This is a genomic window from Methylocystis silviterrae (assembly GCF_013350005.1).
In the GTDB taxonomy this organism is placed as follows: domain Bacteria; phylum Pseudomonadota; class Alphaproteobacteria; order Rhizobiales; family Beijerinckiaceae; genus Methylocystis; species Methylocystis silviterrae.
In genome coordinates this window covers 1-13,984 of the sequence record NZ_JABVWW010000034.1, presented here as the reverse complement: position 1 = coordinate 13,984, position 13,984 = coordinate 1, and the positions used below count along the sequence as shown (strand labels likewise).

Below are 13,984 nucleotides of genomic sequence, written 5' to 3'. Positions count from 1 at the left end.
TCGAGAAAATCCTGCAACAGCTCCAACGAATCCCGCTGACGATTGACAACCCACAAGGTCACCAATCGCCGCTTCAGCTCGTCGAGCGTGCCGCTCAGCGTGACGCCGTAGGCCCCTACTCCCTGATTGTTCCGCGCCGCCGTATTGACGATAACGGTCTTATCCGCGTTTTCGTCACAGAGATTGACGAGCCGAATCCAGCCGTCAGCATCGTCCAGATTGACGCCCTCGCACGGGATCTCCTTCTCATAGTTCTGCATGACGTCAGGATTCGAGGTGTCAGCGTCGACCACGACAACCGCCTCGCCCCGCGCCGTCAGAAAATGGATGAGCGCCATTGTCACCATGGACTTGCCGACGCCGCCCTTGCTGCCGCCGACCATGTAAATCGCCTTATCCATTCACCGATCTCCTAGATTTCATCGCGGTCGCGGCGCACGCGGAAAGACGACGCGCGCGGCACAGGTTCAGTCTCGGTAGTCTCGACGGATACGGGCCTTGTTAATTCCGGGGAGCTCGGCGCGGGCCTTTTCCCATTAGCGTTGGAGTGATGGCTTCCCCGCTTCGCGCCGCGCTGGGCTCTTTGTTCCGCAAGCTGCTTCAACACCCGAAACAGCGACGGCGCTGAAATCACAATGCCCTGCTCTCTCAGGTAGTCGAGAAGTTGAGCATTTGTCAGTCCGCGACCTTTCGCCTTCATCAAGGGCGCGTAGATCGCACCAATTTGTTCGCGCAGTGTGAGCCGGCGGTTCGGCTTTAGCGCGTTGATCCCTTGTTTCAGACGCTGCAGGTCCTCACCGGTCAGCTTCATGCGAGCCTCTAATAAAATGGCAACTGTTTAGACCCACTCCCTTCCTTACGCAAGACCTTTATGACAAAGACGCGGAGCATCTTGGAGATTGATCTGATATGCGCCCGATGCGACGGTGATAATGTTATGCGAGTCCGTTGGGGTCTCTGTGTGAGACGCTTTCGATGTTAATCTAAGAGCCTCGTGAGACTGTCTTGATAGTGCACTGAGAGTGGTTCGAGACTGTCTTGAAATCTGCCAAACCCATTGAAAAACGTTGAGAAAATGAGGGTTTTCGGCTATGCAAAGCGAAGAGTGGTCATGAATGGCAGGATAGGGATTTTGTGAAACAAATTCTTTATGTGCGCTCGCCGCGCCGGCCATGTTCGCGTCCGGCAGTTTGCCAAAGGCAAACCGGACGCTAAGGACGATCGACGAATGGCGGACAAGCGACATTACGATCGGCGCAAGACGCGATTTATCGGTTTCCGCGTCGATGAGACGGAGGCGGCGGCGTTTCTGTCATTCTGCGAAGCGAGGAATCTGACGACAACAGAAGCGCTGCGTCGCATGGTTCGCGCGGCCAGCGACATGGGGCCGACGTTTGACGGCGAAGGACGCGTCGAAGTCGTCGAATTGACGCGACAGCTGCGCGCGATCGGCGTTAATCTCAATCAAGCCGTTCATCATATGAACGCGGGCAACGCTTTCCCGGGAGAGAATGTGCGCGCGTGGCTTATCGAAGCGCATGGGATCATGCGGGCGCTCGACGCGCTCTACGCGTCATTGACGTATCGAGCGCGGAGACGCGCCGAGACGGCGATCGAGAAGGACTGCGCCTCATGACGACTCTCGCGGCGCTTGATCTTTCGATTCTGACGGAAGGCTTGCAGCGTCGTCTTGCGGCGAAGAATCGGGTGGCGCTGGACGATCTTGCGGCTGCGGTGCAATCGGCTGAGCGTTACCGCGCGCAAACAGCCAACAGCTCGCGCGCGGCGCCCCGGCCCCGACACGACGAGCGGCCGGACACAGGGCCGCGCGCGCCGGCGCCAGGCGAGAAGTCCCGGGCCGACGATGAATTGCGCGTGAAGCGCGCGGTCGCAGCGAAGGGCAGCGTTTCGCAGACCGACGTCTCGGCGCGTGCGCCCGCCGCGGTTGCGGAAACGGCGCGACCCTCATCGCCGGCACTGGGCGGCCGCGCGCCGGCGACGGGCGCAGCGATCGCATCCGTGCGGTCCGCCTTGATCGCGAAGGCTAATCTTGCGGCCGGCTCGCAGGCGGCGGTCGTCAAGCTCGCGAGTTTCGGTTCTGGCGCGGTACGGGCGAAATCGCTTCTGAACTATCAGAGCGACAAGGGCGAACTGACGCTGGAGCGCCATGATGGGTTGATGATCACCGGGCAGCGCTCCGTCGCCGACTTCGCCGCCACGTGGCGCGCCGAAGATGGCCGCGCGCCGTCCAACGACTTGCTGCAGTTCGCAATGCGGTTCGACCGCAGGCTGGAGGCAACGCAGGCGCAAGACGCGCTTACGGAGGCTCTTCGCGGCCATCACTATGCATGGCGGCTTTCGCAGCATGGCGCGCATAGCCGCGTCGACATCGTCATGACGGCCGCGAGTCGCGAGCGCAATGCGGGCGGCCGGCTTCACCGGATCTACGACAATCAGCGGTCGATTGACGGTTTGCGCGATCGGTTGGAGGGCGCATTCGGCCGGGATGCCGAATTTACCGACCCGAAATGGGCGCATGGGGTCGAGGGCGCCACGACGGCGCTGGCCCGACTTACCCGCGGCGGTGAGATCGAGGTCTTTGGGCCGGACGGCCGTGCGCTCAAAGATGAAGCCGAGCGCCTCGCGCGCGAGCGGCCGAACCGCCCGCCGCGCGCCGCATCGCGTGAGGCCAATATCAGCCTCGAAATCGCCAAATCCTGGCGGCCGCATATGCGATCGAGCGCGCCGCGCGACTTTGCGCATGTCATTTTGAGCGCGAAACCCGGCACGGACAAAGAGGCGTTTATGGACGCCGCGCGGGCGACGCTGGCGCACGCGTTTGCCGGACATGAGTATGTTTTCGTGATGCATACGAACCGAGAGCATATTCATGTGCATGCGGCGGTTCGACTTGTCCGGGACGACGGCAAGCGGCTCGACCCAAAAATTCAGGATTTTTCGCGCTGGCGCGATACGCTCGCGGCCGAAGCCCGTGCCCGCGGGATCGCCATGGAGAATGTCCGGCGGTTCGATCAGGCGCACGCGCCGGCCTACAAGCTTAAAGACGTGAAGATGATGGCGCGCGGTATTGCGCCGGCGAGCGTTCGCCGGCGCGTCGAGTGCGTGCAAAACCGGGAAATTCACAGACCGACGCGCGAGGAAGGCCGGCGGCGCGCGCAGGATGCCGCCCGCCAATGGCGGAACGTCGCCGCCCTGTCGCCGCGTCGATCGCCGCCGCCAGCGCCGGGCGCGGTGCGCCTTTATCGTCTCGACAGCGGCGGCGATCGACGCGGCGCACTGTTTGCCGCCGATATGGAGACGGCTGCGGCTTATGCGAAGCCAGGTGTCGCCGCACGGATAATTTATGTGGACGTGCCGGCCGCTCGAGTAACCGAGCTGAAATCCTCACGCACGCAGCCCGGCAAGGTTTTTGTCGTGCCGCGCGCCATCAGCGCTCAAAGCCGACCGTTGGACGGCGCGCTGAGCGCCGCCGTCGCGCATTTTCAGCAACGCGCCGAGAGCGCTCTACGAGGTCGCGCGCCCTCGACCGACGCAGAGGAGACAGGACCCATGCGAACAGCCGAAACGATGATCGCCGCGCGCGACAGCATGGCCGATACGATTACGAAAATCGACAAGGCGCTTCCCGACGATGAGGCGCGCGCGCAATTCGCCGAACAGTCGCGCCGGCTGCTCGACAAGGCCGACGAAGCCATCGCCGCGCAAACCAATCTCGAACAGCAAAAGGCGGATGTGCAGGGCGACCGCTACGTGAAGCCGGAGCCCGCGCGTGACCTCGGGCCGATTATCACGTTCGAGCGTAAGGGCGAGGAGATCCATTACCACCGACACGATGCGACCGGCGCGCTGCAAACCCTTGCCTTTGTCGACAATGGGAAGCAGCTCGATATTCGCGACTGGGATAACGCGGATTCCGTCAACGCCGCGCTCAAAGTGGCGTCCGAAAAGTGGGAAACGCTCAACATCACCGGGAGCGACGCTTATAAGGAGACTGTTGCGCGGCTCGCCGCCGAGCATGGCTATAAAGTCACAAATCCAGACATGCAGGATCGCATTCGCGAACTGCGCGCCGAGATCGAAATAAACCGCGCGCGGATTGCCGAAGGCCAGGCGCAGCCCGATGAAAGGCACGAGGCCGCGCCGATGGAGCGGCAAGACAAACGAGACGAGCCTGCCCGCGCCGAAGGTCCCACCTCGACGGCGGCCGAGCGCGATATTCGCCTACAGGAGATTCGGGGGCGGGTAGATCGCGAAGCGGCGCGCGAAACGGAACAGGCTTACCGCGCCAGGGAAGCGAAAGAAGCCCATGACGCGCAAACGAACGAGCAGACGCCCTATCGCGCGCAGGCCGAGGCCGCAAGCGCGCGCGAAGCGGATCGATCCATGGAGGACAACACGCGCCGCGAAATGCCGGCCGATCCTCGACAGAGCGAGCAGATGCAGAACCTTCGCGAGCAGCAGTCGCGCGTTCTGAAACAGGAGGAAGAGCAGCGGCGCGTCGACCAGGAGAACGCGGCGCGCATCAATCGCGAGCTGGCGCAGCCTAGGCGGTCGGAATCCGAGGGCGAAAGCCGATAGTGTTGCTCGGACCTGCAGCTTCAGGTCGCTCCTCCTGCGCTCAGCTGGTCATGTCTTCGACGAGGTCGACGGCAGCGAGGTCGATCGGCGCGCCTGGCGCAGAACCCAATGGTCTGCGAGGAAACAGGACGGACTGGTCAAAGCGCGAGCGCCCGCTTGAGATCATCGTGCTCAAAAGCGCTGGCCATGCGGGTGATCTCGGCCGAGCGCGCTCCGACAGCCTTGGCGGCGTCACGCCATGTCGCCGTCACCGCCGCGACCTCTTTGATGATTGCGCGTGCCTGCGGCAGCGTCAGCGCGAAATACTCTGAAGCCTTCTCCAGAAGATCGAGCGAGCACGTGCCCTCGTCGAGGTCGATGTTTGTCGTCAGTACGCGCGCCCTGAGGTCCGTTGGCGTCGGATTGAGGTCATAGGCGGGCGAGAGCGACCATCCTGCCTTGCCGAGCCAGAGGAAGCCGTGGTTGCGCAGATGATCATCGACATTGGAGATCAGCACATTGAAGACGACGCGCCGGTAGAGTGCGTGGGCGTCGGCCTTTCCCTGCGCGCCATGTTGGGCAAGGGCATCTACAATCTCGGGGTAGCTGCCACGCTCGCCGTCCTTGGCGCCCATCATCGCCATAGCGGACAGGAACGGGAGGCGGATCGCGCCGTGGCGATCGAACCGTCGCGACAGCATGGCCGCTTTGCCGGCAACGTCGACGAGTTCATGTTGCGGCGTGACGATGCCGGCTTGGCCGGCCAGCCGCAGCGCGATCCCCTCCCAGGTCTCTATGCTGTAATCATCGGTCTCCTTGGGAAACTTGGCGATGGAGAGATGGCCGTGTTGGTCGATGATTGACGCCTTCGGCCGCGCGCCGCCGAGGGAGGAGCCGGGCGCGAAGATGAGTTGAAGGTCGTCGTCTGTTTCCTCGTCCCGGAGAATCCGCTCGGTGATCTGGAGCAGACGACCAAGCTCGATCAGGGCTGGCACGCCTGCCCCGATCGGCGCCTGGAAGACCTCGTTACCGACCCGACGAAACCGGAGCGCGCCGAGCCGGGTCTCATCGGCGACTCCCAGCAGGTAGTCGCTTTCCGTGAGCGTACGGACAGCGCGGCCTTCGCGTTCGGCGAGCCGACGTTCCGCACGCTGCATCAACCGCCGACCCCAGGTGTCTGGCGCAGAGTCTCCGATCGAGCCGAAAGTCGCGAGACCGGCAGGAGGCGCGAAGGCGCCGCGGGTCAATGCGAGAGCAGGCTGAAGCGAGAAGCGGTCCGCGTCATCGAGCCAGGCGTCGTCATATTCGAAGAGGATCGTCTCCACGCCCCGGACGCGATTGCTCCTCGCCCTTCCGACCGGGCGCGTGCGTCCCTTGAGATCGATGTCGACTTCGAAGTCAGCCATCGCGAGGCGATCCCTTTGGTCGCTTGAGGTGGACGCGCTTGGGCAGGTCGGCGCTCGCAAGCGCTTGGCCGACGCTGTCATTGCCGATGTCGGCGACTTCGCTCAGCCCGTCGAGCAACCCAAGCGCCTGGAGGACTCCGGCATAAATGCCGATGCTGACGTTGGTGTCCCCGGCCTCGACCCTTTGCAGGGTCGATCGGGAGGTGAAGGCGCGTTCGGCCACCACCGCCATCGGCAGCCGCCGGCGTCGGCGGGCGTCGTGAATGTCCGCCCCGAGCTGGCGTAGCGCACGGCGCACTGCGGCGGGAGGATTGTGAGGAGTGGGCATTTGGAGCCTTGACGCTACAGAAAACATAATTGTGTAGCACGAAGATTACAATTTGCCTAGATGGAAGCGCCGGTCCGTCGGCGATCGGAGGCGTTACCTCCCATTCGAGACGCAGGCGCGGCGACCGGACGGTCCCTTGACGATCCGGAAATGCATGGAGTCATTATGGCGAAAGTTTCAAGGAGGCCCGAATGTCCAGTTTCGATCAGATCCCATTCAACGCGGATGATTTCACCGACAATCCGGAGCCGCGTTGTCCATGTCTTTTGCTGCTGGACACTTCCGTTTCCATGCGGGGCCGACCAATCGACGAGCTGAATGCCGGCCTGATTGCTTTCAAGGACGAATTGATGAGCGACAGTCTCGCTGCCAAGCGAGTCGAAATCGGCATCGTGGGCTTTGGCCCCGTCCAAACGATATCGGAATTTGCGACCGCCGATATATTCGTCCCGCCGACGCTGTCGGTAATCGGGGATACCCCGATGGGCGCCGCAATAACTCAGGGACTCGAACTCGTCCGGCAACGAAAGGAAGTCTACAAGAGTAACGGCGTCGCCTATTACCGCCCGTGGATTTTCCTGATCACGGATGGCGGACCGACCGACTCTTGGCGACACGCCGCAGATATGGTTCGCGAGGGCGAACAATCCAAGGCTTTCCAATTCTATGCGGTCGGCGTCGAAGGAGCCAATTTCGAAACGCTTGCTCAGATCTCCGTCCGTCAGCCGTTGAAGCTGAAAGGTTTGCAGTTTCGCGAACTCTTCCAGTGGCTCTCCAACTCGCTCGGGTCGGTATCTCACTCGCAACCCGGCGACGCCGTGCCGCTCGCGAACCCGACGGCGCCTGACGGATGGGCTTTTGCCGGATGAACCATAGCGGATGGCGGATTGCAGCCGCCTCGGCGATTGGTTCGTCGCATGTAAAGCAAGGGACGGTTTGTCAAGACAGCCATGCCTGCCAAGTCCTGACGGACCGCGACGGCGGAACGGTGATAGCGCTCGTCGTTTCAGATGGAGCCGGCAGCGCCGCCTTGGCGGACGAAGGGTCCGATTTGGCATGCCGAACCATCGTAGAGGCCGTCGAGGTCTTCCTCGCTCGCGGGGGACGAGTCTCGGACCTCTGCCTCGACGAGGCCCGCTCTTGGGTCGAAATGGTCCAGGAGGCCATCTCCCTTCGCGCCACGGACGCGGGGACAACCCTGCGGGATTACGCGTGCACTCTTCTCGTCGCCGTCATCGGGGAGGACGGCGCCGCTTTCTTGCAGGTCGGCGATGGCGCGATGGTCGTCGCCGACGAGGGAGGCGAATGGGCATGGGTGCATTGGCCGCAACGAGGCGTCTACGCCAATTCGACCTTTTTCGTCACGGAGAGCGGCGCCGCGGACCGTATGGCTTTCGACCTCGTTCCAAGGAAGGTTGACGAAGTCGCGCTATTCACAGATGGCATCGAGTCTCTGGTCCTGCATTATGCGACCAAGAGCGTCCACGCCCCGTTCTTCGAGAAGATTTTCGGTCCCGTGAGATTGTCGACGGCAGAAGGCCTCGACGTCGCATTGTCCGGCGGGCTGGAGCGGTACCTATCCTCGCCCGCGGTATGTGACCGAACCGACGACGACAAGACCCTCATCCTCGCGACAAGAGTCGAGGCGGCTGAACGCCCTGCCGAAGCGTCACAATGACAAAGCCGCTGCCCAAGGTCCGAGATTCCAAGGGATCTGTTACTCTCGGACGACTGCTTGGACGAGGCGGAGAAGGCACCGTCTACGAAATCGCAGACCGAAGCGGCCAAGTAGCGAAGCTCTATCATCAAGACGTCTCCTCGGAAAAGGCATCCAAGATCGAGACGATGGCGTCGTTGCAAAACGACCGCCTGCTTTCGTTGGCCGCATGGCCGCTAGATCTGTTGCGCTCCACCGACGGCAAGCCTGTGGGCCTGCTAATGCCGCGCGTCGACGGCCACAAGGACATCCACAACCTCTACAGTCCACGCAGCCGCAAGGCCGAGTTTCCTGCCGCGGACTGGCGGTTTCTAATCCGATCTGCCGCGAATACGGCCCGCGCTTTCGCCGCCATTCACGAAACCGGGTGCGTGATCGGCGACGTCAACCATGGCGGCGTCTGCGTCTCGGACAAGGCGACAGTCCGTCTGATCGATTGCGACTCGTTCCAAGTCAGTGTCGGCGCGCGTCGATACCTTTGCGAGGTCGGCGTGCCGACGTTCACGCCGCCTGAGCTTCAGGGGAAACGTTTCCGCGGCGTCGTCCGAACGCCGAACCACGATAACTTTGGGCTGGCGATCCTCATTTTCCATCTGTTGTTCATGGGACGCCACCCGTTCGCTGGCCGGTTCCTCGGGCGCGGAGACATGAGCATCGAGAAAGCGATTGCGGAATTCCGCTTCGCATACGGCGCCAACAGTTCCACGTTCCAAATGGAGCCGCCTCCGAACGTGCCACCCATTGGCATTGCCTCCCCGGCTATCGCCTCGCTGATCGAACGCGCCTTCGCACAGAGCGGCGTACAAGATGGCCGTCGGCCAACCGCAAAGGAATGGGTCGCGGATCTGGATAACCTGGAGAAGCAGACCAAGGCCTGTCGCATCAACGCTTCTCATTATTACGTTGGCGGGCTTGATCATTGTCCGTGGTGCAGATTGGAGGCGGCGACCGGCGCCGTTCTGTTCAGTTTCGTGATCAAGACCGCGCCACTAGGCGGCATTACTGGCAGGATCGATGTCGGCTCGGTATGGGCCAGAATAGCGGCGATCCCGTCGCCCGGCCCGGCGCCGAATCTGCCCGATTGGAATAAAACGGCGCCGTCAAAGGAGGCTCTCGCTCTGGGACGACAACGCGGGTTTAGGAATGCCGCGAAATATGCCGGATTGATCGCCATTATCGTAGTCTTGATGGGCGCCATGCCCGCCGCAGCGTTCATCTGGATCGTTGGCGGTCTGTTCGTTCTGTCAGGCGTTTCGAAGCAATCGGGAGACGGCTCGGAGAGCGCCAAGTTCCGCGACGCGGTGGTGCGCGCCGAGGGTCACTTCAAGACGTTGAAGGCACGCTGGGATCAGGATGCCAGCGACCAACGGTTCACGACCCACTTACGCCAACTGCAACATGAAAAGGAGCAGCTTTTGGATCTCCCGAACCTGCGTCGGCGCCGCTATCAGGAACTCGAGAGAGCACGCGAGCGCGATCAGCGAAAACGTTATCTCGAAGCCATCCAGATCGAACCGGCCAAGATCCCCGGAATCGGCCCGGGCCGGAAAGCAATGCTTGCCAGCTACAACATAGAAACGGCTTGGGACGTCAGCGAAGCCCACATCACGAAGGTGCCAGGCTTCGGACCGGCGCTCACGCGCGAACTGATGAAGTGGCGCCAAGTCGCCGAAAGCGGATTCAGATTCGACGCCTCCAAAGGTGTCGATCCCCGCGACATCGCCGCGCTCGATCGCGACGTCGCCGATATGAAACAAAAATTGGAACAGAGCCTGATCAACGGGCCGCAGGCGCTCACAAAAATTCGTGATCACATTCTGGCTCAGAGAATCGCCTTGAAGCCAAGCATCGAACAAGCTGGGAAAGTCCTCGCGCAAGCCAAGGCTGACCTGAGCGCAATTTAGAATATTTTTTCAACCAGGAAGTCGAGGGGCAAAGATGCGCGTTGGAGGAGTTGAACTATGGCGATGATGCTACGCCCGAACTGTAGCGCGCGCGCTCAATTCCTAGTCGCCATTGCCCTGCCGACGTTCAAGTCATTGTCACTTTTGTAAAAATTCCGGCAAGTCCCAACGCTGTCATTCAAATCATTGCGCCGCTGGACACGTTTCTGCTGGAAGGCGCGAGGATGAAAGTCGATCAGGACGAGATCGGTAAGCTTCCCTTCTTCAAGTGTGCGCCGATCGGCTGCGCCGCGGAAGGACCGATCAGCGACGATGTGATCAGCAAGCTTCTGACCGGCAAGAATATCATCATCACGATCTACATTCGTCCCGGCGAAGGGCTTCGGCATGTTCTCTCGCTCGACGGCTTCGCGGATGGATATAAAGCTTTGAAGTGAATTGCGAGCATCATCATGTGCGGTCGTTTCACACAGCGCCTTTCATGGGAAGAGTTGCACAGGCTTGCCGACCTGATCGGGCAGCCCCGCAACCTCGCGCCGCGCTACAATATCGCGCCGACGACCCAGATCGAGGTCCTTCGGCCTGCGGAGACGGGCGGCAACGAGCTCGTCCAGATGCGCTGGGGGCTCGTGCCCGGATGGTGGAAGAAGCCGCTCAAGGATCTTCCTGCAACGTTTAATGCCCGTGCGGAGACGGTCGCCGAGAAGCCTATGTTCCGAACAGCCTTCAAGACGAGACGCTGCATCATTCCCGCCTCGGGCTTTTACGAGTGGACGGGCAAAGCGGGGGCGAAAACGCCGCACTATTTTTCGGCGCGGTCCGGTGAACCGCTCGCCTTCGCCGCATTGTGGGAGCAAGCCAAGCATCCTGGCACAGGCGAGCCTCTCACATCGGCAACAATTATTGTCGGCGCGGCGAACAACTGGATGAACCGTTTCCATGATCGGCAGCCCGTCATTCTCGACTGGCGCGACGCCAACGCATGGATGCGCCGCGATGATCCAGGCGCGCTCCTACGCGCGCCCCCGGAAGATTCCTTGAATGAATGGATTGTGTCGACTCGTGTCAACAAGGCAGGCGCCGGGGACGACGATGCATCGCTTGTTGATCCCGTTGAGACTGTGCTCCTGTGACGCGGGCAATTTTTATAGCTCTTGGACTTTTATTGAGTGCGAGCTTTGCGCTCGCGAAGTCGCCGCTCAAGCCCGAACTCGCGCCTGGAACGCCAATTGAGTCGCAGCTACAGGAACATGGCCACTATTCCAATTCGAGCGGCGAGGATGTTCACGCGCCAGCACATAGCATCACCGGCGGCGCGCCGGATGGCGCAAGCGCGCGTTGTCGCGATTCAACCTATAGCTTTTCCCATTCTCGCAGTGGAACTTGCTCGCGGCATGGCGGCGTCGGAGAGTGGTTGCGTTGAAAGCGCGACGCTCGCGTTTCAGAAGCGGACCTACTCGCTTCGATCAGCGGCAGGCCTTTGGCGTGAACGTCAGCCGTTCCGTTCACCCGATGTGCGGAACCGCTTGTCGCTTCCGCCTCAACCCAATCGAAGGCGCGCTGAATAGGCGCCATGCCATGGTCGTCCGAGTAGGTTCGCGAACTGCTTACCGCTTTCTTTGCCCCGGCCTGCGCCGCTCGACCTGAATCATCGGTCTATGCCTGGCAGGCGGGTCCCCGCGCCGCAACGGCGTTGCCGTCTTCCACTTCGTTTCAGCCCTGCGGGTGCGGCCCTGTGCTGCCCCCTGCCTCTTCGGCGACCGATCAGGTCGCGGCGGTCGCGGCCGATCAACCGAAGAGGAAAGCCCTCATGTCCCGCGAACCCAAGCTCGACATCCATCAGGAAATCACCAGCCGCATCATCGCCGCCATCGAAGACGGCGCAGGAGAGTTCCGCCTCCCCTGGAATCGTGGCGGCGCATCCGGCCGCCCGCGTAACATCGCTTCCGGCAAACATTATAATGGCGTCAATGTCCTCGCCCTCTGGGTTGCCGCCCTGCATCAGGGCTACGCCCAGCCCATCTGGGGCACTTATCGCCAGTGGCAGGAGAAGGGCTGTCAGGTCCGGAAGGGCGAAAAATCCTCGCTTGTCGTCTTCTACAAGACGTTCACCGTCGAGGCCAACCGAGAGGACGCTGCCGAGTCCGAGACGTCCGAGCGCTTGTTCGCGCGCGCGAGCTATGTCTTCAACGCCGACCAGGTGGAGGGCGACGCGGCGCCCGAGGAGACGCTTCCCGCCACGCCCCTCTTCTCGCCGATCGAAGAGGCCGAGCGCTTCCTCGCCGCGACCGGCGCCCGCGTCACCGAGTCCGGGACGAAGGCCTGCTATCGCCCCTTGACCGATGACATCTTGATGCCCGAACGCACCCGCTTCGCCGGCAGCGAGACCATGTCTGCAGGCGAAGCCTTTTACGCGACGCTGATGCACGAGCTGACGCACTGGACGGGACACGCCTCACGCTGCGGGCGCGATCTGAAAAATCGCTTCGGCTCGGAAGCTTACGCAATGGAAGAGCTTGTCGCGGAACTCGGCGCGGCGTTTCTCTGCGCGGATCTCGGAGTCACGCAGGCGCTTCGCCCGGATCACGCGAGCTACATCGCCAATTGGCTGACCGTGCTCAAGGCCGACAAGAAGGCAATTTTCACCGCCGCCTCCAAGGCGCAGCAGGCCGCGAATTATCTGACGTCCCTCGTCGGCGAGCGCCCGTAGGGCGCCGAATCAACAATCGGCGGAATGACAACGCGGCGGCGCTCGCAGGCGTAGACCATTCGATCATTGCTCAGCGGTCTCCGCTTCCACAGCCCTGGTCAGCGCCGTTAGATCGCCGGGCGTCGGCGTATCCAAGAACAGCTCGGCTTGAACGCTCAACGCATCGACAAGCGCGCCGAGTGTCGCGGCGTCATCTTTCGCGGCGCGCGCCGTGGCCGACTTCACGACGCCAGCCGCGATCTCGGATTGTCCCTTTACCTCAATCAATCGGTCCAGCATGTCGTAGCCAATCGGAACTGACGGCCTCTCAGGCAAGCCGCCGTCACTGGACGGCGCGCCATTGCCGATGTGCGGCGCGATTATCGACCCGGGACTGGCGATCGCCGGGGTGGCCACAGCCGCTGTCCCTGGCGGCGGGGCAGCCGCGCCAATCGTCGGCACCAGTTGGGCTCGTTCATCATTCAACAGCCGACGCGCCGAATAGACTTCCTGCCTCAGCGCGGCTGTCGCCGCTTCTGGCGAGTGCGTCTTCCGGAAGATCACTTTTCGCTTAGCGCGTAATTCGCCAAATCGCGTCGGCTCAATCCGCAGCACATTCAGCAGATCCGCAGTAGCGGCGTTCCTGGCTTCGGTCATCGCGCGCACAAACGCCGTCTCGAAGGCCGACGCGTCGAGATAGAGCGCCCGCGCTTCGCGCATGACACGATCTTTCGCCACAAGATGCTTGAAGCCGCCCGTCGCGCCCGGGGTGACCGTTTCGATTTCGCCGCCCTCCGCGTCCGTCACGTCAGGAATGGCGATCCGATGCGCGAACCGCCGCGAGGCCTCGACCCGTCGCTTGAACCTGGCTTCCTTGAAGAAATGCGCCTTGTCGACGACGGCGCCATATTCGCCGCGCACCAGCAGCACCGCCTTGGTCGCCTCGAGGCGGCGCATCGCCTCGCTCGTCATCAGCGGCTCCAGCTCCCACCGTCCTTGCGTCGTGCGCGTCGCCCTGCCCTGTGATCCGCCGAATCCGGCCCCGACCGACGTGCCCCATCCTTCGCGGCGGACGTAGTGTTTTCCGAGTTCCTCGGCGCAGTAGCGCGCCGTCGTCTCATCGCCGACGCCGATGAGCAGCTTCACGTCCATATTGCCGATGAGCATGTCGCGCGTCGGCTTGCCGTAACGAACGTCGAGCTGGGTCAGGCCTTGGGCGATGACGGCGATCTGAAAGCCGTAGCCGGCGACGAGCGGCGCGCGATCGACGATTTCGGGCATGCGGCCGAACTGAAAGAATTCATCGAGCATCAGCAGCAGCCGATGCGGCTCATCGAGACCCGGCAGATTGCGCAGCAGGAC

The 13,984-nt window shown here is 62.2% G+C and carries 14 protein-coding genes; 9 read left to right on the top strand and 5 right to left on the bottom strand.

Annotated elements, in window-relative coordinates; translation table 11 throughout:
• The coding region (locus tag HUN39_RS18290; protein ID WP_175095872.1) for a nucleotide-binding protein at positions 1–401 on the bottom strand (401 nt) is incomplete at its 3' end.
• Positions 402–412: 11 nt separating this feature from the next.
• Positions 413–811 (bottom strand): hypothetical protein, encoded by a 399-nt coding sequence (locus tag HUN39_RS18285; RefSeq protein ID WP_175095871.1) that lies wholly within the window; start codon positions 809–811, stop codon positions 413–415.
• A gap of 417 nt (positions 812–1,228) precedes the next feature.
• Here HUN39_RS18285 and mobC point away from each other — a divergent pair, with 417 nt between their 5' ends.
• Both mobC and HUN39_RS18275 read left to right on the top strand, forming a co-directional pair.
• Positions 1,229–1,636, top strand: a complete 408-nt coding sequence (gene mobC, locus HUN39_RS18280) for a plasmid mobilization relaxosome protein MobC (protein ID WP_175095789.1) — start codon at positions 1,229–1,231, stop codon at positions 1,634–1,636.
• Positions 1,633–4,599 (top strand): LPD7 domain-containing protein, encoded by a 2,967-nt coding sequence (locus HUN39_RS18275; RefSeq protein ID WP_175095870.1) that lies wholly within the window; start codon positions 1,633–1,635, stop codon positions 4,597–4,599. The genes mobC and HUN39_RS18275 overlap by 4 nt, the downstream gene beginning before the upstream one ends.
• 137 nt (positions 4,600–4,736) lie before the next feature.
• Here HUN39_RS18275 and HUN39_RS18270 read toward each other — a convergent pair whose 3' ends face one another.
• On the bottom strand, positions 4,737–5,984 hold the full coding sequence (locus tag HUN39_RS18270; RefSeq protein ID WP_175095869.1) for a type II toxin-antitoxin system HipA family toxin: 1,248 nt from the start codon (positions 5,982–5,984) through the stop codon (positions 4,737–4,739).
• Positions 5,977–6,312: a helix-turn-helix domain-containing protein gene (locus HUN39_RS18265; RefSeq protein WP_175095868.1), complete on the bottom strand. Its 336-nt coding sequence runs from the start codon at positions 6,310–6,312 to the stop codon at positions 5,977–5,979. Before HUN39_RS18265 ends, HUN39_RS18270 begins: the two co-directional genes overlap by 8 nt.
• 191 nt (positions 6,313–6,503) lie before the next feature.
• Between HUN39_RS18265 and HUN39_RS18260 the strand changes: the two genes are divergently transcribed.
• The 7 genes from HUN39_RS18260 (at position 6,504) to HUN39_RS18230 (ending at position 12,643) form a co-directional block, all read left to right on the top strand.
• Positions 6,504–7,181 carry a vWA domain-containing protein gene (locus HUN39_RS18260; protein ID WP_154454027.1) on the top strand — a complete coding sequence of 226 codons (678 nt, stop codon included), beginning with the start codon at positions 6,504–6,506 and terminating at the stop codon, positions 7,179–7,181.
• A complete protein-coding gene (locus HUN39_RS18255) occupies positions 7,163–7,990 on the top strand; it encodes a PP2C family serine/threonine-protein phosphatase (RefSeq protein WP_332310794.1) in 828 nt (275 codons plus the stop codon). Before HUN39_RS18260 ends, HUN39_RS18255 begins: the two co-directional genes overlap by 19 nt.
• Entirely contained in the window at positions 7,987–9,933 is a 1,947-nt protein-coding gene (locus tag HUN39_RS18250) for a helix-hairpin-helix domain-containing protein (protein ID WP_175095866.1), read from the top strand. The genes HUN39_RS18255 and HUN39_RS18250 overlap by 4 nt, the downstream gene beginning before the upstream one ends.
• A 98-nt stretch (positions 9,934–10,031) precedes the next feature.
• Complete coding sequence (locus tag HUN39_RS18245) at positions 10,032–10,370, top strand: invasion associated locus B family protein (RefSeq protein ID WP_175095873.1); 339 nt, start codon at positions 10,032–10,034, stop codon at positions 10,368–10,370.
• Positions 10,371–10,385: 15 nt separating this feature from the next.
• Entirely contained in the window at positions 10,386–11,066 is a 681-nt protein-coding gene (locus tag HUN39_RS18240; protein ID WP_175095865.1) for an SOS response-associated peptidase, read from the top strand.
• Positions 11,063–11,356: a DUF3761 domain-containing protein gene (locus HUN39_RS18235; protein ID WP_175095864.1), complete on the top strand. Its 294-nt coding sequence runs from the start codon at positions 11,063–11,065 to the stop codon at positions 11,354–11,356. The genes HUN39_RS18240 and HUN39_RS18235 overlap by 4 nt, the downstream gene beginning before the upstream one ends.
• A gap of 387 nt (positions 11,357–11,743) precedes the next feature.
• Positions 11,744–12,643, top strand: coding sequence for an ArdC family protein (locus HUN39_RS18230; protein ID WP_175095863.1), 900 nt, complete (start codon positions 11,744–11,746; stop codon positions 12,641–12,643).
• A gap of 63 nt (positions 12,644–12,706) precedes the next feature.
• Here HUN39_RS18230 and HUN39_RS18225 read toward each other — a convergent pair.
• Positions 12,707–13,984: type IV secretory system conjugative DNA transfer family protein (locus tag HUN39_RS18225; protein WP_175095862.1), on the bottom strand; the 1,278-nt coding region annotated here is incomplete at its 5' end.